This is a genomic window from Ruegeria sp. HKCCE4148 (assembly GCF_017872495.1).
In the GTDB taxonomy this organism is placed as follows: Bacteria; Pseudomonadota; Alphaproteobacteria; order Rhodobacterales; family Rhodobacteraceae; genus Ruegeria.
Genome location: NZ_JAEDOS010000001.1, coordinates 545,594 through 563,861 on the forward strand (window position 1 = coordinate 545,594; position 18,268 = coordinate 563,861).

The following is an 18,268-nucleotide window of genomic DNA, read 5'->3' on the forward strand; positions in this document are numbered from 1 at the left end:
TGGGGACATTCAATGGCACGACTGCGCGCTGATCAGCCGTATATTCATAATGATTGTCAGATCACCAACAGCAGCTTTGGCGCATATGTCGAGATTGGTGCTGGCAGCCGAGTGGCGAACTCGGTTTGGGGCGATTATTCCTATTGCGACCGGACCTGCGATATTGCCAATGCCGAAATTGGAAAGTTCGCAAATATAGCAAGCTTTACTCGTATCGGGGCGACAGATCATCCGATGGACAAGGCCTCGCTGCATCATTTTCACTATCGTTCCGCCGACTATTGGGACGATGCCGAAGATGATGCGGATTGGTTCGCTCATCGCGCCAGTCGCACCGCCCGGATCGGGCATGACACCTGGATCGGACACGCTGCGATTATCAAGCCCGAGGTCACGATCGGCAATGGTGCCGTGGTTGCCTCGGGTGCAGTGGTTACCAAAGACGTACCGCCCTACACGATTGTTGCGGGTGTGACGGCGCAGATGTTGCGCAGAAGGTTCCCCGAGATCGTGGCCGATCGCATGGAACAGCTTGCATGGTGGGATTGGGACAACCCGAAACTTCGTGCGGCTTTGCCCGACTTTCGCACGCTAAGTGCCGAGGCGTTTCTGGAAAAATACGCGTAACCCTGTTCCTGCAGATCCAAAAACCGAAAACCCCCTGTGGGGGTCTAGTCTTCGTTCAGGGTCAGTGTGACCCGCTCACCCGCGAAAACGGTTCGCCCATATTCAACGGGCTGGCCATCTGGGTCCGCGTTCACGCCAACCGAGAACAGAACCGGGGCCCCTTCGGACAGCTGGAGCTGTAAGGCTTGTGTCGCCGTTGCCCCGCGCGCTGTCAAACGGGTCGAGATGCGTGTGTAATCCGCGATGCCGCTAGCTTGCAGAGCTTTTGTGACCGATTGCGTTTCGGTCAGTGTCTGCAACAGGTTGGGAAAACGCGCGGCTGGAAAAACGCTTTGAAACACGGCCACAGGCTGTCCGGCCGCCAATGACAGGCCGTCATAGACATGCACCGGATCGCCTTTGTCCAAACCCAAGGCTTCCGCTTCGGCTTCATCTGCTGCGCGTGTGGTCAGCGCGAGGATTTTCTTGCCCGGCATCTTACCGCTGGCCGAGATGTTTTTGTGGTATCGCACCCTTTTGCCGATTGGATAATCCGTGGGGCGCGCCGCTACAAACACCCCTGCGCCGCGCCTGGCGTGGACCAGACCTTGTTCCGACATGTCTGCCAACGCGCGCCGCACAGTGTGGCGATTGACGCCATAAGTGGCGGCCAATTGTGCTTCGGTCGGCAGGCGATCTCCGGTTTGATAGCGCCCTTCGGCGATGTCCGAGGTCAGGCGCAGGGCGATGCTTTTCCAGATCGGCGTTTTGCTCATGTCATCAAATCTTCACACCATCACGGATTGCGACTCGGATACCTAAAGGGTAATATTTGTCTAGTTGTATAGTTCATGTAGACAACCCGGCCAAGAGGCTTTGATGACAAATCAGACAGAAATCGCGACGCAGGCGCGGAAGGAATGGATGGGTCTGCTGGCCCGCGCGCCGGACGATGCTTTGATGACGCTATGGGATGGCATTCAGGACCGCCCAAGCTTTGACTGGCTGCGCAGCCCCGAAGTGGGCGGCGTCATGGTGAGAGGTCGCACCGGAGCTACCGGAGCGCCGTTCAATCTGGGTGAAATGACCGTCACGCGCTGTTCGGTCGTGCTGCATGATGGCACGGTTGGTCACGGATATGTGCAGGGCAGATCCAAGCCTAAAGCCGAAGTCGCAGCGTTGATTGATGCTATGATGCAGACACCGGCGGCGGATGATCTGCAGGCCCGATTGCTCGACCCATTGCAGCAACAAATGCAAGCGGCCAAGACGACACGCGCCGCCAAGGCAGCTGCCACCAAGGTCGAGTTTTTCACGCTGGTCCGGGGGGAAGACTGATGGCCGCGCAAACACAGTTTTCCGGGGGCTTTCAAAACGCACCTGTCCAGGCCGCCCACGCGTTTCGTGCGGCCATGACCGTCATGGCGCGCCCGGGTGAAATCCGCACCCTCATGGGCACTGAACCCCCTGCGCCTTTGTCCATGGCAGCAGGCACGCTCTTGCTGACGCTGTGCGATCCCGAAACAAAGGTCTATTTGGCGGGTGATGCTGACACCGATGCGGTGTGCAAATGGCTGACCTTCCACACGGGCGCGCCGATTGTGTCTGCGGGCAACGCTGATTTCGCCGTTGGTACGTGGGGCGCACTAGGTCCCTTGAACGCCTATCGTATTGGCACGCCGGAATACCCGGAACGGTCTGCGACCCTGATTGTAGAATGCGACCAGCTTGAGCAAAGCGGTGCCATTCTGAGCGGCCCTGGGATCAAGGACACCGCGCGGTTGTCTCTGCCGGATGTTCCAGCGCTTCAATACAATGCGATGCTGTATCCGCTGGGGTGCGATTTCTTCTTTACCTGCGGTGACAAGATCGCGGCCCTGCCGCGCAGCACGCAGATCAGGACAGAGGGCTAAGCGATGTATGTAGCTGTCAAAGGGGGCGAAAAAGCCATCGAGAACGCCCATACGTGGCTGGCCGAAGAACGCCGGGGCGCGACTGATGTGGCGGAACTGAGCCTTGCGCAGATCCGCGAACAACTGAGCCTTGCCGTGAACCGGGTGATGGCCGAGGGGTCATTATTCGACCCCAACCTTGCAGCGCTGGCGATCAAACAGGCGCGTGGCGATCTGATCGAAGCGATCTTTCTGGTCCGTGCTTACCGTACGACTCTGCCGCGCTTTGGCTATTCCAACCCGGTCGAGACCTCTGAGATGGCGTGTGACCGTCGGATCTCGGCCACGTTCAAGGATGCGCCGGGGGGGCAGGTTCTGGGGCCAACTTTCGACTACACGCACCGTTTGCTGGATTTCAAGCTGGCTGCTGATGGTGAAGCCCCTAAGGCACCCGAAGGCACGGCACGTCAGGAGCCGACGCCCCATATCACCGAGTTCCTGAAAGGTGAGGACATCATTCAGGATGAACCCGCCAGCGATGACACCCCGGGCGACCTGACCCGCGAGCCGATGGAGTTTCCGTCAAACCGACCGCTGCGCTTGCAATCACTGACCCGTGGGGACGAGGGCTTTGTACTGGGCATGGCCTATTCCACCCAGCGCGGCTACGCCCGCAACCATGCGTTTGTCGGAGAGCTTCGGATCGGCAAGGTCGCGGTGGAAATGGAGATCCCCGAGCTGGGTTTCGCCATTGATATCGGTGAGGTTGAACTAACCGAATGTGAGACGGTCAACCAGTTCACGGGCTCGAAGACAGAACCACCACAGTTCACACGTGGCTATGGTCTTGTCTTTGGTCAGTCCGAACGAAAATCCATCGCGATGGCTTTGGTCGATCGCGCGCTGCGTTGGGAAGAACTGGGCGAAGACAATCTGGGTGCACCCGCGCAGGACGAAGAATTTGTCCTGAGCCATGCGGATAACATTCAGGCCACTGGCTTTCTCGAGCATATCAAACTGCCGCATTACGTCGACTTCCAGTCTGAGCTGGAGCTGGTCCGCAAACTGCGTCGCGAGGCTGAAGAACGCATTACGCCAAAGGAGGCCGCAGAATGAAGGCCGTCGTTTTTGATATCGGGAATGTGCTGATCCGATGGGATCCGCATCTGGCATGGTTGCACGAGATGGGCAGCCGCGAGGCCGTGGCAGAGTTCCTGACCCGCATCGATTTTCAGGATCGCAATCTGAGGGCGGATGGCGGCGAGAACTTCGCCGATCTGGCGTCAGAACTGGATGACGTCGAAGACCAACGGCGCCTGAGTGTGTATGTTGAGCGCTATGCCATGACCGTTCCGCAAAAGATCGAAGGAACCTGGCAGCTGCTCTATCGATTGAAAGAACAGGGCACGCAGGTTCACGCGATTACAAACTGGTCGGCGGAAACATGGCCGGTTGGTGTTGGCGCGCATCCCGAGTTGGGCGACGTCTTCGGCGTGACGGTAGTCTCTGGTCAGGAAAAGCTTTTGAAGCCGCAACCCGAGATTTTTCATCGCTTGTGTGAGCGGGCCGGGCTTGCGCCTGAAAACTGCATTTTCATCGACGACGGGCTGCACAACGTCGACGGCGCGCGCGCCGTTGGCATGGATGGCATCCACTTTACGACGCCTCAAGCGCTGGAAAGCGCGTTGACTGAAAGAGGTTTCCTATGAGCGAGTATAATTTCGCCTACCTGGACGAACAAACCAAACGGATGATCCGTCGGGCGATCCTGAAGGGTCTGGCTGTGCCTGGGTATCAGGTGCCGTTCGCCAGCCGCGAGATGCCGATGCCGTATGGCTGGGGGACGGGTGGCGTTCAGGTCTCGGCCGCGACGCTGACGCCCGAGGATACGTTCAAGGTGATCGACCAAGGCGCAGACGACACCACCAACGCAGTGTCGATCCGCAAGTTCTTTGAGAACACCGCTGGCGTCTCCACCACGGAAGAGACGGAAAAAGCCACTGTCATCCAGACCCGCCACCGCATCCCCGAAGCGAAGCTGCGTGAAGACCAGATCATCGTCTATCAGGTGCCGATCCCGGAACCTCTGCGCTTTTTGGAGCCGCGCGAGACCGAGACGCGCAAAATGCACAGCCTTGAAGAATACGGGCTGATGCATGTCAAATTGTATGAGGACATCAGCCAGCACGGTGCGATCTCAACCGCTTATGCCTATCCGGTCAAAGTATCCGGGCGGTATGTGATGGATCCGTCTCCGATCCCGAAATTCGACAACCCAAAGCTCGAGATGGACGCGATCCAATTGTTTGGTGCAGGGCGGGAACAGCGTATCTATGCAGTGCCTCCGCATACCAAGGTCGTGAGCCTCGATTTCGAGGATTACCCGTTTGAGGCCACCAAAGCCAACCATCTCTGCGATCTGTGCGGGGCCGAGGACAGCTATCTGGACGAGGTCATCATGGATGATGCAGGGAACCGGATGTTTGTCTGTTCCGACACCGATTATTGTCGGTCGCGCCGCGAAACAGGCCACGTGGGCCGACTGGCTGAGGAGAACGCAGCATGACCCCCCTGTTGCAAGTCAAGGGCATCGAAAAACGCTATGGCGCGCGGATCGGATGCACAGATGTGAACTTCGATCTCTACCCCGGAGAAGTGATGGGGATCGTCGGCGAAAGTGGGTCCGGCAAATCGACCTTGCTCAACTGTCTGGCCGGGCACCTGGAACCGGACGCTGGGCAGGTGATCTTTGATACCCGCGTGGACGGACCGGTAGACACAGTCACCATGTCCGAACCGGAACGCCGAATGCTCGGCCGCACTGACTGGGCCTTTGTGCATCAACACGCACGCGACGGGCTGCGGATGTCTGTCAGCGCGGGCGGCAATATTGGTGAGCGGCTGATGGCCGTCGGTGATCGGCACTATGGCGATATTCGGGACAAGGCTATCGACTGGCTTGGCCGCGTCGAGATTGAAGCAGCCCGTGTGGACGATCGCCCCAGCGCGTTTTCTGGCGGGATGCAGCAGCGTCTGCAGATCGCGCGCAATCTGGTGACGGGCCCTCGGCTGGTGTTCATGGATGAACCGACCGGTGGTCTGGACGTATCCGTTCAGGCGCGCTTGCTGGATTTGTTGCGTGGTCTGGTGCGTGAGATGGGGCTGAGCGCCATCATCGTGACGCATGATTTGGCCGTGGTGCGTCTGTTGGCGGACCGGCTGATGGTGATGAAAAGCGGTCATGTGGTCGAAGCTGGGTTGACCGACCAGGTGCTGGACGACCCTCAGCACGCCTATACGCAGCTGCTTGTGTCCAGCGTCCTTCAGGTTTGAGTGTTTGGGAAAAGATGAAGCGATGATTGAACTGATCGATGTAAGCAAAAGCTTTACCCTGCATAATCAGGGCAGTGCTGTGATCCCGGTGATGCAAGGTGCGTCGCTGAAGGTTGAGCCGGGGGAATGTGTTGCTCTGACGGGGGCGTCCGGTACTGGCAAGTCCACGCTGATGCGAGTGATCTATGGCAACTATCTGGCGGCCTCTGGTCAGGTGTTGGTTGGTGGGCTGGACGTGGCAAAGGCCGAACCACGACAGATCCTGTCTCTGCGTCGCGATACGTTGGGTTATGTCAGCCAGTTTCTGCGGGTTGTGCCTCGGGTGCCGACGCTGGAAGTTGTGGCAGAGCCGCTGCTGGCCGTAGGTGCGGACAAGCAAATTGCGCTGGACAAGGCGGCCGGGTTGCTGAAACGTCTGAACATCCCCGAGCGTTTGTGGACCCTGAGCCCCACGACCTTTTCTGGCGGTGAACAGCAGCGGGTGAACATTGCGCGCGGCTTTGCACATGAGTATCCCGCGATGCTTTTGGATGAGCCGACGGCGAGCCTGGATGCGCAGAACCGGGAAACCGTGTTGTCTCTGATTGAAGAGGCAAAGCATCGTGGTGCGGCGATTGTTGGGATTTTCCACGACATTGAAGCGCGTAAGCGGGTTTGTGACCGCGAGGTCAATGTTTCGGATTTTACACCGGGGCTGGCTGCATGACGCTTGCTCCGGTCATAGCGGTTGTCGGCCCCTCGGGTGTCGGTAAAGACAGCGTCATGCAAGCGTTGGTGGCCCAAGCATCGGGCATCCAACGCCTGAGGCGCGTGATTACCCGTCCTGAAGGGGAAGAGGGCGAGGATTTCGACCGGGTTTCCGTCGCGACGTTTCAGCAGATGGAACGGGCCGGGGCTTTTGCGTTGAGCTGGCCTGCGCATGGCTTGTTTTACGGTGTTCCGACCGAGATCACACGACAGCGAAACGAGGCAGATGCTGTTCTGGTCAACCTATCAAGAAAGGTATTGGTTCAGGCGCAGGAGGTTTTCGGCGATCTGATCGCGATTTCCCTGACTGCCGAAGCTGATGTTCTGGCACAGCGCTTGTCCGCAAGGGGGCGGGAAAGCGCGACGGAACAGGCGCGGCGGTTGGGTCGTGCCAAAGCGCCTTTACCCGACGGATTGAACCGCGTCATCGAAGTCGACAACTCCGGCGCACTGGAAGACACCGTCGCCGAGATCCTCGCGCAACTTCAACCGGAAAGCGCGTAGCGATGGATCAGGTGAAACCGCCCATCCTCAGCCTCGCCCATCAGGGCCAGATCGGTGATCTGGAAAGGCTGCGGCAGCAACGGGGCCAAATGGGTTTGCAGCGCCTCTTGGGTGGCCCGAAGGGTCGGTTTATCCAGCTTGCCGCTCAGCGTGATGTGAAAGCGAAACGCGTCCAGCACATAAGGATAGCCCCATTGAACCAGATTGGCGTCCTGCTCTGGGGTCAAACCGGCGGCGCGGCGGCGGGCCAGTTCAACCTCGGATGGGGGTGCCCGAAAACCGTCCAATGTCTGAACGCACGTGGCGGCCAGGGTGTTCAACGCTTGCGTATCACCCATCGGGCGCAGGGCCAGAAACCGGCCAAGCCGGGCGATCTCGAGGCCATCCAGCATGACAGTGGGCTGGTTGGAAGCGAGCGATCCACAAGCTGCATGCAAGGCGTCGAAGGTTTGGCCTTCGCTCAGTCGGAAGGGGGGTTTCATCGTCGCGTGCAGCCCGTATTTGCGCGGTACGTTCGTGACGGCGGCAACGTCGATCTCTCCGACCATCGGGTGTGCCACCAACGTGCCGGTTTCCATGTCCCAACCCAGCCAGCTGGTTGCGAATTTCGTCCACTCCGCCGCTGCGGGTGGCGCAAAATAAATCGCGTATCGCGTGAATGTCACATTGGCCTCCTATTGCGTGGCCTTCCACTACCTCAAACTGTGTGAAGTTCAGATGACAGAAGACTTGATCCTTGCCAATGCCACGCTTGTGTTGCCGAATGAAACCGTAACCGGCAGCGTTCGGATTGTGGGCGAGACCATAGCCGAGATCGACACTGGAAACGCGGTTCCGTCTGGAGCCATCGACTGCGAAGGCGACTTTGTCAGCCCTGGTCTGGTCGAGTTGCACACAGATAACCTGGAGCGTCACATTCAACCCCGACCCAAGGTAGACTGGCCTCATGCCGCTGCGATCCTTGCGCATGACGCGGAATTGGCCAGCACCGGGATCACGACCGTGTTTGACGCGATGCGGGTCGGATCGATCCCGTCAGGAGCAGCGCGTTATGGAAAGTATGCACGTGGCCTGTCGCAGGAATTGTGGGATTTGCGGGAACAGGATGCGCTGAAGATCAGTCATTTCCTGCATTTGCGGGCCGAGGTGTGTTCCGAGACGTTGGTCGAAGAGCTGGATGAGTTCGGGCCAGAGGACCGGGTTGGTCTTGTGTCCATCATGGATCACACACCCGGACAGCGGCAGTTCCGCGACATGACCAAGCTTGAGGCGTATATGAAGGGCAAACATGCGATGGACGATGATACATTCCTGCAGCATGTGGCCCAGCTAAAGGGCCTTCGCGACCGTAATGGCGATGTGCATGAGGTTGAGACCGTCAAGGCCGCGCGCCGTTTTGGAGCCGTTCTGGCGAGCCATGACGATACGACGGAAGATCAGGTGAAAGTCTCGGCAGGTCACGGTATCCGACTGGCTGAGTTTCCGACCACGGTCGAGGCAGCGCGTGCCTGTCACGATCACGATATCAAGGTCATGATGGGCGCGCCGAATATCATTCGCGGCGGCTCACATTCGGGCAACGTCGCAGCCCGCGAGTTGGCCGAACTTGGGCATTTGGACATCATGTCGTCGGACTATGTGCCGTCGGCCCTGTTGTTGTCGGCGGCCATGCTGGGCGAGATGTGGGATGATATGGCGCGCGGTATGAAAACGGTCACTCTGGCCCCTGCGCTGGCCGCGGGGCTAGAAGATCGGGGGGAGTTGCGCGCCAATGCGCGAGCCGATGTCATCCGTTTTCGGATGCGGGCCGGAGTACCGGCCCTGAGCTCGGTCTGGGCGCGCGGTCGGCGTGTGGCGTGATCAGGCGGTATAGAACAGGTAACGGTCCGGGGCGATCGTCTCGGGCCCTTTGATCTGGTTGAAGCCGACGAGGGGCTGCCCCGAGATCAGCAAACCGCCGGGCTGCATGACTTGCGCAATCAATGGGCTGAGCCGCGCGGCTTCTTCCACATCTTCATGCTTGATCCCGCGTCCGAAATCGTAGTGTGCCAGTGCGACCCTGTGCCCGTTCTCTGCCAGTTTCTTCAGCATCGGCTCGGCCTCGCCTTGCAGGAAATCTTCGGCTGGAGGGGTGCTGTCCGGGTGGCATTGCAGGACCCGGTCCATCACCCAGATCCGGCGCTCTGGCAGGATTTCACGCAGGTGGTCATAGGTCCGGCCATTTCCCAAACCCATATCCAGCACATCGCCTGGCTGGCCGCTGATGCGCTGGGCTGCCCAGTTCAAACCGTCGCGTTGAGCCGTCAGTCGGCGCAGCATGGAATCCAGTCGGCTCATGGTTGTGTCCTTATTCGTTCCTGGGTGCGACCCACACCGTGGCCGGGCCGTTCAACAATTTGCGCAGCAGGGCCTCGGTAAAGGTCCAGATGTCCTGATCATGGACCAGATGGTGGGTCAATATGCCAAATGGTTCAGCGTTGTCAGCACGTCCTTCGCGCCGGTCGCGCAACAGATCAACTGTCTGCTTGATCAGGACGTCCGGGTTGATCAGACTGCGTGTGCCGCGCCAGTCAATTGGGTCAAGATGGGTGTTGATTTGTTCCAGCCCCGGTGCGGGAAAAGGTGTTTTGCGCGGCGTCGCAGTGGACAGGACACGAAAGCCCAGACCGGGAAGTTGCGCGACCATCTCGGGCGCGATGCGGTTCCACGGGGGAACAAATATGGGTCGCATTTCGACACCAAATATCGCGTCAAGACGGGCTATTCCTGCTTTTGCATCATCAACCATTTGGTCCAGCGGTCGATGCAGTTGAAACTCAGCCTTCTTCTCTCCCTCTGGTGCGTGGTTCGCATGTGCCCAGCCGTGAACCACAGGGATCAAAGAGGGTCGGTCCGCAATATATTCGGCCAACGCCGGGGTTGCGCCGTTGGGAATCACGGCCAGATGCACGGGCACATCCAATTGCGAAGACAGATCAGTCAACCGGTCGAGCTGCGGCGTCGGAGCGATGGCGTCATCGTCACGCCACCAGAGCGGAAACGACAAACCCGAAACCCGCCAGAGGTCCAGCTCGGTGTCCAGAGGGCGCCAGTCGGGGGTCATGCGCGCTGCTCCAGCAGGCGCTTGGCGATGCGCACGCTTTGGGCGGCGCCGTCAAAGCCGAAATCTTGTTTTGCGCGGGGTCCATCAGCAATGATGCGTTCGACCGCTTGCGCAAGTGTGGTCCCGCTCAGAGACTGACTTTCCAGCACTTCGATTGCAGATAATCCCGACAAGCTCTGCCCGCGCAGACCTTGTTCAACCTCTTTGCCATCATCGAAGGGGATAAATACCGCTGGTGTACCGCTTTGCAGAATATCCATAGCGGTGTTGTAGCCGCACATGCTGACCGACGCTGCCGCAAGCGGCAGCATCTGACGAAAATCGGGCCGCACAGGTTCAAGGATGACCGAGGTGCCTTTGGCCTGTTCCGACAGTTCGGCAATCCGCGCCTTTGCATCCGTCCCGCCGACCAACAGGCGCCAACGCGTGTTGGGCATCTGGCGGGCTGCCTCGATGGCCGCACAAAAGATCGGCTGTCCTACGGACCCGCCGCCTGCGCTGACCAAAATTTCATCTTCACCCACCAAATCCGGGTGGGGTTGGGGCAACGTAGGTGCGACAAAACCGGTATAGTGTAACCGGCCCGCCAGTTGATCTGACACTGGCCAGCTGACGGATAAGGGCGTTACGCTTTCGGTCGAATGAACCAGTACGCCGTCATAGTAACGCTTTACGATCTCGTCCGCGCGTTCCGCTTTTGCTGGTTTCGAGGGCGGGGCCAGAATATCTCGGATCGACCCCAGAATAACCGGACGTACCGGCAGCTTAGTTGCCGTTTCCAACGCTGCGCCGAATTCGGCGGCCAGCGATCGACGGCCAAAGGGATAAAGCTCTGTGATCAGCACCTGCGGCTGGAACGTCTTTAAGGCCTGAACCAGAGCCGTCGTCCGCGCCGCATGATAGGCGGCGTCAGCCTCTTCGCCGGTTTCGGTCAGCAAGCGGGTGAAATTGGTGCCGTCCGACCTTAAAGGGGGCAGCCCAAACAACGTCATCCCACGGCTATCCAGCTGCGGTGCAGGCATTCCACCCGTCACCACCATGACCTCGTGACCGTCATTCCGAAATGCACGACCAAGGGTCAAAGCGCGGCTGAGATGCCCTGTTCCCAGCAGGTGGGTGACAATGATCATCACCTTCATGGCAAAGTCTCGCGTTTTGGCAGGCGTATGGGATCGGGGTCAGCGGTCATGGTGTTCATATCGACGATATACAGCCGATTGCGTTTGATCTTGAAGGGGGCAGGTCCTTCGAAATTCCAACCCCAAGCTTGGGCCAGAATGACCCGCATGATGCCGATATGGCAGACAGCCACCGCATCGTTTTGCAGAGCGGACAGCCAGGGGCGCAACCGGTCACGAACGTCAGCCGGACTTTCACCGTTTGGCGGGCGGAAATCCCAACCCCAATCTTCGATATGCTTGTAACCGCTTGTTGTGTCAGCGATCAGATCAACGCCGCGCTGACCCTCCCAATCGCCCCAGTTCATCTCGGTCAGCGCGTCTGACGTTTGCGGGCCGCGACCCGAGACGATTTGGGCGGTCTCATTGGCCCGTTGCAGCGGGCTGGACCAGATGTCAGCCTGTGCCCATTCGTGTGGCAGGCAGTAGCCTGACAGTTCTGAGCGCGCGTCATCGTCCAGGGGAATGTCGCTGCGGCCCTGTATCTGACCAGCGCGGTTCCAATGTGTGTGCCCGTGGCGAAGCAGCGCAAGCCTGGTCATGTCAAATCCTTCAGTAACGGGCGGAGAGTTGCCCAAAGGCGGGCAGTGGCTTGTGGCATAAGATGACGGTCAGCCACATACTCGCGAGCAGCCGCGCCGAGGGAGCGGCGCAGCGATGCGTCCTCCAGCAGAGTTTGCAGACGGTCTGCAAAGCCTTGCGACCCGGTGTCGACCGAAGGGTAAGTCGCAGGGGCCAGCACATCTCGAACACCCGGTCGATCTTGTGCGAGCACCGGTACGCCCGCAGCCTGCGCCTCCAAGTAAATCATCCCGTAAGCTTCGTTCACACCGGGCCAAACCAGCACAGAGGCGTGTTCATAGGCCGCTTGCAGCGCATCGCGGTTGAGCTGACCCAGAAAACTGACCTTTTCTCCAAAGGTCTCCATCAAAGCCTCGACTTCGGGTCGAGCGGGTCCATCGCCAGCGATGTTCAGGTGCCAGTCACCCGCCAGATGCGAAAGCGCCTCGGCTAAGATCTGGTAAGAGGCCAGCTTGTCCCCGTGGCGCATCATGCCAACGGTCAGCATCGGACCTTCCCCGCTGGTTGCAGCGGGAAGTTGGGATTGCGGCAGAAATGGCGGCAGCTCGACCAAAGCCTGATCGCCAAATCGATCCCGTTCCAATGTGATCAGGTCGTTGGCGGTGTGATAAAATATGACATCGGCGGCGTCGCCGGCCCGATGTGCAGCGGCGGCAAACTCAGCCCAGGGTCCGGTCAACCGGCTGGATGCGCGGGTACTTTCCAACTGTACATAAGGGATGCCGCGCGCCTTGCAGACCTGCGGACCCAACAAATCGGGGGCTTTGTAGTAATTGTGATATGTCACCCACAGAGCCGTGTCCGAGGGCAGGTCGGTGACTAACCTCTGTGCTTCCTTGTCTGCCGCACGCTGCAAGGCATGTTGCAGGTCCACATCACCGCGCTTGTCGTAAATCCTGAGGTCTGAAACCAGATCAACCGTGTCGCCTTCGGCAGCAAGGGCCTTGATCAGGTTCCGCGCCATTTCGCGGTCGCCCGAAGGGGTTGGGCTGTTGGGGGATTTCATCGGTGCATAAAATGCGACCCGTGCCATCACGCGGTTTCCATGCACATGGCGTTTAGTCGCTTCGAGAGCTGGACGATGCCCGGGTCCATCCGAAACTCGGCTATAAGGCGATCATAAGCCGCAAGCGCCATTTGGGCTGCTTGTTGCGGATTGTTGGCCAGTGATTCAATGGCTGCTGCCAGCGCGCTCGGGTCGTCGCTGGACAGGATGCCGTGCGTTCCGGTTTCGATGAATTCCGGGATTGCCGAGACCGGGGTCGAAAGGATCGGCAAACGCTGAGATGCAGCCTCCATCAAAACATTCGGCAGCCCGTCACGGTCGCCATCTGCCGCAATGCGGCTGGGGAGCACAAACAGGTCTGCCTTTCGCATCGCCTCGATCACTTCGGGCTGATCACAGGCGCCTTTCCAGGTGATGTGATCCGCGATACCAGCCACGCGGGCCTGAGCCCGCAAGGCATCGCCCAAACCGCCACCGCCGATATGGGTCCAGTGCCAGTCCAGAGTTTCCGGCAGTAAGGCAAAAGCAGCGATCAGCCGATCGAACCCCTTTTTCTCAACCAGTCGCCCGACAGAGATCATATGGAAGGGACCGTTTGCGGAGCGCAAAGTGCGCGTCGGCGGGTCTGGAAACCGTGACAGGTCAAGACCATGATAGATCAGGTCCATACGATTTGGATCGTCTGCCAGGCCCCGCAAATGCTCGGCCCCAATGGCTGTGCAGGTGGCACCGAATGTGGCGCCATGGGTCGCAGCCTGCAGCTTTTCACGCTTTTCCCATTCCGGTGAGGTCCAGATGTCTTTAGCGTGGGCAGAGAAACTCCATGGCAGTCCACGCATAATGGCCGCATATCGGGCAACCGAGGACGGCGTGTGCATGAAATGCGCATAAAGCCCCAGAACTTCCGGGGGTAGTTCGGCGGCCAGAACACAGGCTTGCCCAAAGCGCCGGATGCGATTTGGTGTTGGGTCGCGACGCAAGTCCTGCCGCCAGATCCGGTAAGCCTCGGCATAGCCGGGCAGGGTTTGCGCAATCGCCCGCGCTGCCCACACACGCTGTGGTTCCTGATAAAGGTATTCAGGCAAATAGTGGACTTGTCCGGCGAAGCGGTCGTGCAAGGGATGGCGTTTGGTATCTGTCGGGTGCCGCAACGACCAGATGTCGAACTGGTGACCCGCGTCCTGCAAGGCGACAAGTTCCTGCGCAATAAACGTTTCGGACAGTCGCGGCCAGCCTTTGACCACAACTGCCAAATTAGGGGAATCTGAAGTCATCCGGTGGCTCGTTCCTGTTCCCAGGCCAGCAGATCGTCGATGCGATCGGTGACGTAATCCAACCCGTCCAACAAACCGGTCTGGATGGCCTGCGATGGCAAGGATTGTTTGGGCAGGTTTTGGATCGCGGCGATCATCGCCTCGGGGGTCAGGCCGTCACGGTGTTCGTCCAGCATTTTGACCAAGCCCAGCTCTTCCGCGCGAGAGGCGCGAATCCACTGCTCCAGCCGGGGCGTGGTACGTGGGACGATGACGGCGCGTTTGTCGAAGGACAGAACCTCGCAAAAGGTGTTGTAGCCGCCCATGCAAACAACGCCTTCAGCCCCTACAAACAGCGTTTCGATCTGGGATTCGAACCCAACTGCGGTTACTCGACCGTTCAGTGCCGCAACGCGCGCTTCGAAATCCTCGCGCAATTCGCCGGACAGGAAGGGGCCGTATACCAGAACAGCGCGCGGCGACAAATTTGGGTCTTTCTCGTAAGCGGATAGAACAAGGTTCACCATCGCCTTGCCATCGCCGCCACCACCGGGGGTGATCAGGATATAAGGCTGTTCGGGTGACTCGCCTACAGGGCCAAGATCCCGACGCAGGTATCCCGTCCAATGAATGCGGGATTGTGCGGCAGGGCTCAGCGGTAAGCCCTGGGTGGGGTCATAGATCGACTTTAACCCATAGACCCAGATTTCGTGATAGAACCGTTCGGTCGCTTCAACGGCCTCTTTGCGGGCCCATTCGGCGGCCAACACTTCGGGCTCGTCCAGAACGTCACGCAGCCCAAGCACCAGTTTCGTGCCGCAGTTTCGTTCCAGATAGTTCAACGTCGGCAATAGTTCGCCCCGGAACCCGGTTGGTTCCTTATCGACGATCAGCACATCGGGGTCGAATTGCTGAACCGCCGTCTGTATCAGGCCCGATCGCAGCTCAGTCACTTCGTCGATACCCATTCCAATCGTGCGTGCGGCGTAGGATCCATCGGCGCGTTTGGTCACACCGGGCAGACGCACGTGATCGACGCGGCGCGGAAACGTAAAACGACCCGCCACCGGAGATCCGGTCAGGATAAGCGCTGACGCACTTGGGTCGGCTTGGGTGATCGCAGCAGCCAAAGCCCGCGACCGGCGCAAATGGCCCAGTCCAAACGTGTCGTGGCTGTAAAACAGGATACGCGGCGCGCGGTCCGGTTTTGAGTTGGTGGTGCCAAGGCTCATAGAATTGCCCGTCTTCTTGATCTCGATGCGAAATCCGCGCGTTCGCAAGCGTTATCGTATATTTTTTTGTTGTGCTTGCCAAAGGCAGAAATGCGACCCCGCAAATGTTCCAAGCATTGCGATTTGGCAACATCATATTGAAGAATTAGAGACATATCGCACCAAAGCTTGGAAAGGATCGCAAAAGGACCAAAGAAATCACCAACATATGGGACGCCCGCAACCTTTGCTAACGTCATATTCAATTTCCACTGGATTGGAAACAGGCGCAAATCGCTTGTGCGCCGAGAACACGCCAGAACATGTTCTTGAAACGGGGGCGTGCGAGTGTTTGAACTGCCCGCGACGCTTCTTTATTCTGCACTGCATCGGAAAAACTGGAAACAAGACCCTATGAAACATACCTTTCTGGCCGCGCTCGTATGGGCTTTGTGGTCTTTCGTTCTGGCATTTCCGGTCAGCGTCTCGGCGCAATCATCCTTGATTCCAGGTTACGGTGCCGGAACGGGCAGCACGTCCGAGCCCGCACCTGAAAGCGATCTTGCCGCTGCGATACGCGCCGCCAGCGAGGCGGGCGCAAGTGTGATTGTCATCGACAGCACCGGCCAGGTCGTAACTACAGCAGGCGACGCCGAGGCAAGCCCCACCCAAAACGGCGGTGGGTCGAACAACCCTATGAGCGACGGATCGCAACTGATGAAGGCGCAGGAGCGGTTCTCGAAGTTCCGTGAGTCCATGCAATCACGGCTCGAGGCGCTGCCTTATTCGGTGTTCGAAGTGCAGTATATTCTGCGTCAGACCAGCCCTGACGGGCGTATCCAGACTTATGTCGAGGTCTTGGGCTGGAACATCCTCTTCCTGCTGTTGGGGCGTTGGCTGTCGATCGAGATTTACGGCAAACGCTTTGCTCGGCGTTGGGTTGTGGCCCGGGTCAAAGATGACCCTGTTGGATACCGCGAAAAGATGCCGTTCCTTGTCTTCCGCTTTTTGATGGGGATTGGTGGCACGATCTTTGCCATGCTTATGGCGCTGATTGTTGGGTATCTGTTCTTCGGCGAGGCCGAGGACATCTCGATCCAGTTTACGGTTACAGCCATTTTCACCGCGTTCTTCTTGGCGCGTACTGTATCCGATCTGTGGCGGATGGTTCTGTCTCCCTATCTGAGCCAATACCGCCTGCCGCCGTTTTCCGACAAGAACGCGCGCAGGCTGTACATCTGGGCGTCGGCTTTGGCGACCTACGACATCTCGGTTGTTTTGTTTGCAACATGGGTCGCGGATTTTGGCCTGAATTATAACGTTTATGCTATGGTTTATGGCGGGCTCACGATGCTTGGTGCGTTGGGCAATGTTCTGATGATCTTGTTCAATGCCCGGGCCATTTCGAATGCGATCCGGGGAGGGCGCGCATCAGATCAGGTATCGTTTCTCTTGCGTTTCGTGTCCTTTGGCTGGGCGCCTGCTCTTATCGTTTATGTCGTGTTCAGTTGGTTCCGTTTGGCCGTTGATTTGGCGCTCGAGAATCCGACGCCACTTCCGCTGATTGCAAGCAGTTACCTGATCTTCATGTCCGTCGTCATCGCCTATGGCGCGATGAACTATCTGCTGGAACGGTACTTTGATCGAACCCGCAAGATCGACGAAATAAACGAAGAAGCCGCGGCTGGCGAAGACGACATCGTGCCGTTGGAAACACCTGAGGCCGAGCAAAGAAAGCAATACCTTCTCACCTACGAAGATCTGGCCCGTCGGGTGGCCGGAATTCTGGCCTTTGTGATCGGAGCTTATGCGCTAGTGGTCATCTGGTACCCGGACGCGGACTGGAGCCAGGACCTGCCAGTCGAACGTGCGCTGGATGTGATGGTCATCATCTTCATTGGCTATATCCTGTTCCACTTCTTCCGCATCTGGATAGACAGCAAGATTGCCGAAGAGGTCGATGACGGCACAGAAGCGGAGCTGGGCGATGAAGGCGGCGAGGGTGGGCAAAGCCGTCTGGCAACATTGCTGCCCCTGTTCCGGGGTGCAATTCTGGCTGTCGTCGTCGTCACGATTGTTCTGATTGTTCTGATGGAGTTGGGCATCAATGTCAGCCCGCTGTTTGCTGGCGCTGGTGTAGTAGGTTTGGCAGTTGGTTTTGGGTCGCAAACACTTGTGCGTGATATCTTTTCGGGCGCCTTTTTCCTGTTGGATGATGCGTTCCGCAAAGGCGAATATATCGACATCGGGGATGTAAAGGGCACGGTCGAGAAGATCTCGGTCCGGTCCATGCAACTGCGTCATCACCTAGGTGCGCTGAACACCATTCCCTTTGGTGAGATCAAGGTGCTGACCAACTATTCGCGCGATTGGGTTATCATGAAACTGCCCTTGCGCGTGACCTATGACACAGATGTCGAGAAAGTGCGCAAGCTGATCAAGAAACTAGGCCAACAGCTGTTGACCGATCCTGTGATTGGCGACAATTTCATCCAGCCGCTGAAATCTCAGGGTGTGATCGAGATGCAGGATTCCGCGATGATCATCCGGGTTAAGTTCATGACCAAACCGGGTGACCAGTGGCTGGTACGAAAGAAGGTTTATCAGGAAATTCGCGAACTCTTTGCGCGTGAGGGTATCAAGTTTGCCCACCGCGAGGTCACGGTGAGGCTGGCGGATGGAAAAGAAGCCGAGGATCTGACCCCGAAACAGCGTGAGGCTGTAACTGGTGCAGTTCAGGCCGCAATTGACGAAGAATACCTGGACGATATCGGCCCCGGAGGCGACGACCGCTAGGGCGTGCTCCCGCCATTTTGAGGGACATCTCTGACGAGATCCCGTCAATATGTTGGG

At 58.5% G+C, this 18,268-nt stretch carries 20 protein-coding genes; 11 read left to right on the forward strand and 9 right to left on the reverse strand.

What is annotated here, in order from left to right; all coding sequences use genetic code 11:
* Positions 1–12: 12 nt before the first annotated feature.
* On the forward strand, positions 13–627 hold the full coding sequence (locus I9187_RS02710) for a chloramphenicol acetyltransferase (RefSeq protein ID WP_171181553.1): 615 nt from the start codon (positions 13–15) through the stop codon (positions 625–627).
* 44 nt (positions 628–671) lie between these two features.
* Here the strand turns inward: I9187_RS02710 and phnF are convergent, their stop codons facing one another.
* Complete coding sequence (phnF, locus tag I9187_RS02715; RefSeq protein WP_209509880.1) at positions 672–1,382, reverse strand: phosphonate metabolism transcriptional regulator PhnF; 711 nt, start codon at positions 1,380–1,382, stop codon at positions 672–674.
* Between the two features lie 103 nt (positions 1,383–1,485).
* Between phnF and phnG the strand changes: the two genes are divergently transcribed.
* From phnG to phnN, 8 genes are read left to right on the forward strand one after another with little or no spacing between them, the layout of a single operon-like run.
* Positions 1,486–1,944: a phosphonate C-P lyase system protein PhnG gene (phnG, locus tag I9187_RS02720; RefSeq protein WP_171181549.1), complete on the forward strand. Its 459-nt coding sequence runs from the start codon at positions 1,486–1,488 to the stop codon at positions 1,942–1,944.
* Complete coding sequence (gene phnH, locus I9187_RS02725) at positions 1,944–2,519, forward strand: phosphonate C-P lyase system protein PhnH (RefSeq protein ID WP_171721900.1); 576 nt, start codon at positions 1,944–1,946, stop codon at positions 2,517–2,519. Before phnG ends, phnH begins: the two co-directional genes overlap by 1 nt.
* Before the next feature lie 3 nt (positions 2,520–2,522).
* Entirely contained in the window at positions 2,523–3,614 is a 1,092-nt protein-coding gene (locus I9187_RS02730) for a carbon-phosphorus lyase complex subunit PhnI (protein WP_171181544.1), read from the forward strand.
* The gene (locus I9187_RS02735) at positions 3,611–4,207 is read left to right on the forward strand and encodes an HAD family phosphatase (protein WP_171181542.1); all 597 of its coding nucleotides are present in this window, start codon (positions 3,611–3,613) and stop codon (positions 4,205–4,207) included. The genes I9187_RS02730 and I9187_RS02735 overlap by 4 nt, the downstream gene beginning before the upstream one ends.
* Positions 4,204–5,064 (forward strand): alpha-D-ribose 1-methylphosphonate 5-phosphate C-P-lyase PhnJ, encoded by an 861-nt coding sequence (locus tag I9187_RS02740; protein ID WP_171181540.1) that lies wholly within the window; start codon positions 4,204–4,206, stop codon positions 5,062–5,064. Before I9187_RS02735 ends, I9187_RS02740 begins: the two co-directional genes overlap by 4 nt.
* Complete coding sequence (gene phnK / locus I9187_RS02745) at positions 5,061–5,831, forward strand: phosphonate C-P lyase system protein PhnK (RefSeq protein WP_171181538.1); 771 nt, start codon at positions 5,061–5,063, stop codon at positions 5,829–5,831. The genes I9187_RS02740 and phnK overlap by 4 nt, the downstream gene beginning before the upstream one ends.
* A gap of 22 nt (positions 5,832–5,853) precedes the next feature.
* On the forward strand, positions 5,854–6,537 hold the full coding sequence (gene phnL / locus I9187_RS02750) for a phosphonate C-P lyase system protein PhnL (protein WP_171181536.1): 684 nt from the start codon (positions 5,854–5,856) through the stop codon (positions 6,535–6,537).
* On the forward strand, positions 6,534–7,082 hold the full coding sequence (gene phnN / locus I9187_RS02755; RefSeq protein ID WP_209940052.1) for a phosphonate metabolism protein/1,5-bisphosphokinase (PRPP-forming) PhnN: 549 nt from the start codon (positions 6,534–6,536) through the stop codon (positions 7,080–7,082). Before phnL ends, phnN begins: the two co-directional genes overlap by 4 nt.
* Here phnN and I9187_RS02760 read toward each other — a convergent pair.
* Entirely contained in the window at positions 7,064–7,747 is a 684-nt protein-coding gene (locus tag I9187_RS02760; RefSeq protein ID WP_171238929.1) for a DUF1045 domain-containing protein, read from the reverse strand. The genes phnN and I9187_RS02760 overlap by 19 nt on opposite strands.
* A 52-nt stretch (positions 7,748–7,799) precedes the next feature.
* Here I9187_RS02760 and I9187_RS02765 point away from each other — a divergent pair, with 52 nt between their 5' ends.
* Positions 7,800–8,942, forward strand: coding sequence for an alpha-D-ribose 1-methylphosphonate 5-triphosphate diphosphatase (locus I9187_RS02765; RefSeq protein WP_171721902.1), 1,143 nt, complete (start codon positions 7,800–7,802; stop codon positions 8,940–8,942).
* On the opposite strand, the gene I9187_RS02770 is transcribed toward I9187_RS02765, so the two are convergent.
* The 7 genes from I9187_RS02770 to I9187_RS02800 are packed head-to-tail and all read right to left on the reverse strand — an operon-like array spanning position 8,943 to position 15,436.
* Complete coding sequence (locus I9187_RS02770; RefSeq protein WP_171181529.1) at positions 8,943–9,419, reverse strand: class I SAM-dependent methyltransferase; 477 nt, start codon at positions 9,417–9,419, stop codon at positions 8,943–8,945. It abuts the gene before it with no gap.
* A gap of 10 nt (positions 9,420–9,429) precedes the next feature.
* Positions 9,430–10,185: a polysaccharide deacetylase family protein gene (locus I9187_RS02775; protein ID WP_209940053.1), complete on the reverse strand. Its 756-nt coding sequence runs from the start codon at positions 10,183–10,185 to the stop codon at positions 9,430–9,432.
* Positions 10,182–11,324 carry a glycosyltransferase gene (locus tag I9187_RS02780; RefSeq protein WP_209509881.1) on the reverse strand — a complete coding sequence of 381 codons (1,143 nt, stop codon included), beginning with the start codon at positions 11,322–11,324 and terminating at the stop codon, positions 10,182–10,184. Before I9187_RS02780 ends, I9187_RS02775 begins: the two co-directional genes overlap by 4 nt.
* Positions 11,321–11,905, reverse strand: coding sequence for a histidine phosphatase family protein (locus tag I9187_RS02785; protein WP_171181522.1), 585 nt, complete (start codon positions 11,903–11,905; stop codon positions 11,321–11,323). The genes I9187_RS02780 and I9187_RS02785 overlap by 4 nt, the downstream gene beginning before the upstream one ends.
* Complete coding sequence (locus I9187_RS02790) at positions 11,902–12,978, reverse strand: glycosyltransferase family 4 protein (RefSeq protein ID WP_171728109.1); 1,077 nt, start codon at positions 12,976–12,978, stop codon at positions 11,902–11,904. The genes I9187_RS02785 and I9187_RS02790 overlap by 4 nt, the downstream gene beginning before the upstream one ends.
* Positions 12,978–14,225 carry a glycosyltransferase family 4 protein gene (locus tag I9187_RS02795; RefSeq protein ID WP_171181518.1) on the reverse strand — a complete coding sequence of 416 codons (1,248 nt, stop codon included), beginning with the start codon at positions 14,223–14,225 and terminating at the stop codon, positions 12,978–12,980. The genes I9187_RS02790 and I9187_RS02795 overlap by 1 nt, the downstream gene beginning before the upstream one ends.
* Positions 14,222–15,436, reverse strand: a complete 1,215-nt coding sequence (locus tag I9187_RS02800; protein WP_209509882.1) for a hypothetical protein — start codon at positions 15,434–15,436, stop codon at positions 14,222–14,224. The genes I9187_RS02795 and I9187_RS02800 overlap by 4 nt, the downstream gene beginning before the upstream one ends.
* Before the next feature lie 393 nt (positions 15,437–15,829).
* Between I9187_RS02800 and I9187_RS02805 the strand changes: the two genes are divergently transcribed.
* The gene (locus tag I9187_RS02805; RefSeq protein ID WP_171181514.1) at positions 15,830–18,211 is read left to right on the forward strand and encodes a mechanosensitive ion channel family protein; all 2,382 of its coding nucleotides are present in this window, start codon (positions 15,830–15,832) and stop codon (positions 18,209–18,211) included.
* Positions 18,212–18,268: the final 57 nt, after the last annotated feature.

What these genes read in the sequence shown, in the direction of transcription:
- I9187_RS02710 (WP_171181553.1), top strand. Translation starts at nt 13, where the DNA reads ATGGCACGACTGCGCGCTGATCAGCCGTATATTCATAATGATTGTCAG.
- phnF (WP_209509880.1), bottom strand. Translation starts at nt 1,382, where the DNA reads ATGAGCAAAACGCCGATCTGGAAAAGCATCGCCCTGCGCCTGACCTCG.
- phnG (WP_171181549.1), top strand. Translation starts at nt 1,486, where the DNA reads ATGACAAATCAGACAGAAATCGCGACGCAGGCGCGGAAGGAATGGATG.
- phnH (WP_171721900.1), top strand. Translation starts at nt 1,944, where the DNA reads ATGGCCGCGCAAACACAGTTTTCCGGGGGCTTTCAAAACGCACCTGTC.
- I9187_RS02730 (WP_171181544.1), top strand. Translation starts at nt 2,523, where the DNA reads ATGTATGTAGCTGTCAAAGGGGGCGAAAAAGCCATCGAGAACGCCCAT.
- I9187_RS02735 (WP_171181542.1), top strand. Translation starts at nt 3,611, where the DNA reads ATGAAGGCCGTCGTTTTTGATATCGGGAATGTGCTGATCCGATGGGAT.
- I9187_RS02740 (WP_171181540.1), top strand. Translation starts at nt 4,204, where the DNA reads ATGAGCGAGTATAATTTCGCCTACCTGGACGAACAAACCAAACGGATG.
- phnK (WP_171181538.1), top strand. Translation starts at nt 5,061, where the DNA reads ATGACCCCCCTGTTGCAAGTCAAGGGCATCGAAAAACGCTATGGCGCG.
- phnL (WP_171181536.1), top strand. Translation starts at nt 5,854, where the DNA reads ATGATTGAACTGATCGATGTAAGCAAAAGCTTTACCCTGCATAATCAG.
- phnN (WP_209940052.1), top strand. Translation starts at nt 6,534, where the DNA reads ATGACGCTTGCTCCGGTCATAGCGGTTGTCGGCCCCTCGGGTGTCGGT.
- I9187_RS02765 (WP_171721902.1), top strand. Translation starts at nt 7,800, where the DNA reads ATGACAGAAGACTTGATCCTTGCCAATGCCACGCTTGTGTTGCCGAAT.
- I9187_RS02770 (WP_171181529.1), bottom strand. Translation starts at nt 9,419, where the DNA reads ATGAGCCGACTGGATTCCATGCTGCGCCGACTGACGGCTCAACGCGAC.
- I9187_RS02775 (WP_209940053.1), bottom strand. Translation starts at nt 10,185, where the DNA reads ATGACCCCCGACTGGCGCCCTCTGGACACCGAGCTGGACCTCTGGCGG.
- I9187_RS02780 (WP_209509881.1), bottom strand. Translation starts at nt 11,324, where the DNA reads ATGAAGGTGATGATCATTGTCACCCACCTGCTGGGAACAGGGCATCTC.
- I9187_RS02785 (WP_171181522.1), bottom strand. Translation starts at nt 11,905, where the DNA reads ATGACCAGGCTTGCGCTGCTTCGCCACGGGCACACACATTGGAACCGC.
- I9187_RS02790 (WP_171728109.1), bottom strand. Translation starts at nt 12,978, where the DNA reads ATGGCACGGGTCGCATTTTATGCACCGATGAAATCCCCCAACAGCCCA.
- I9187_RS02795 (WP_171181518.1), bottom strand. Translation starts at nt 14,225, where the DNA reads ATGACTTCAGATTCCCCTAATTTGGCAGTTGTGGTCAAAGGCTGGCCG.
- I9187_RS02800 (WP_209509882.1), bottom strand. Translation starts at nt 15,436, where the DNA reads ATGAGCCTTGGCACCACCAACTCAAAACCGGACCGCGCGCCGCGTATC.
- I9187_RS02805 (WP_171181514.1), top strand. Translation starts at nt 15,830, where the DNA reads ATGAAACATACCTTTCTGGCCGCGCTCGTATGGGCTTTGTGGTCTTTC.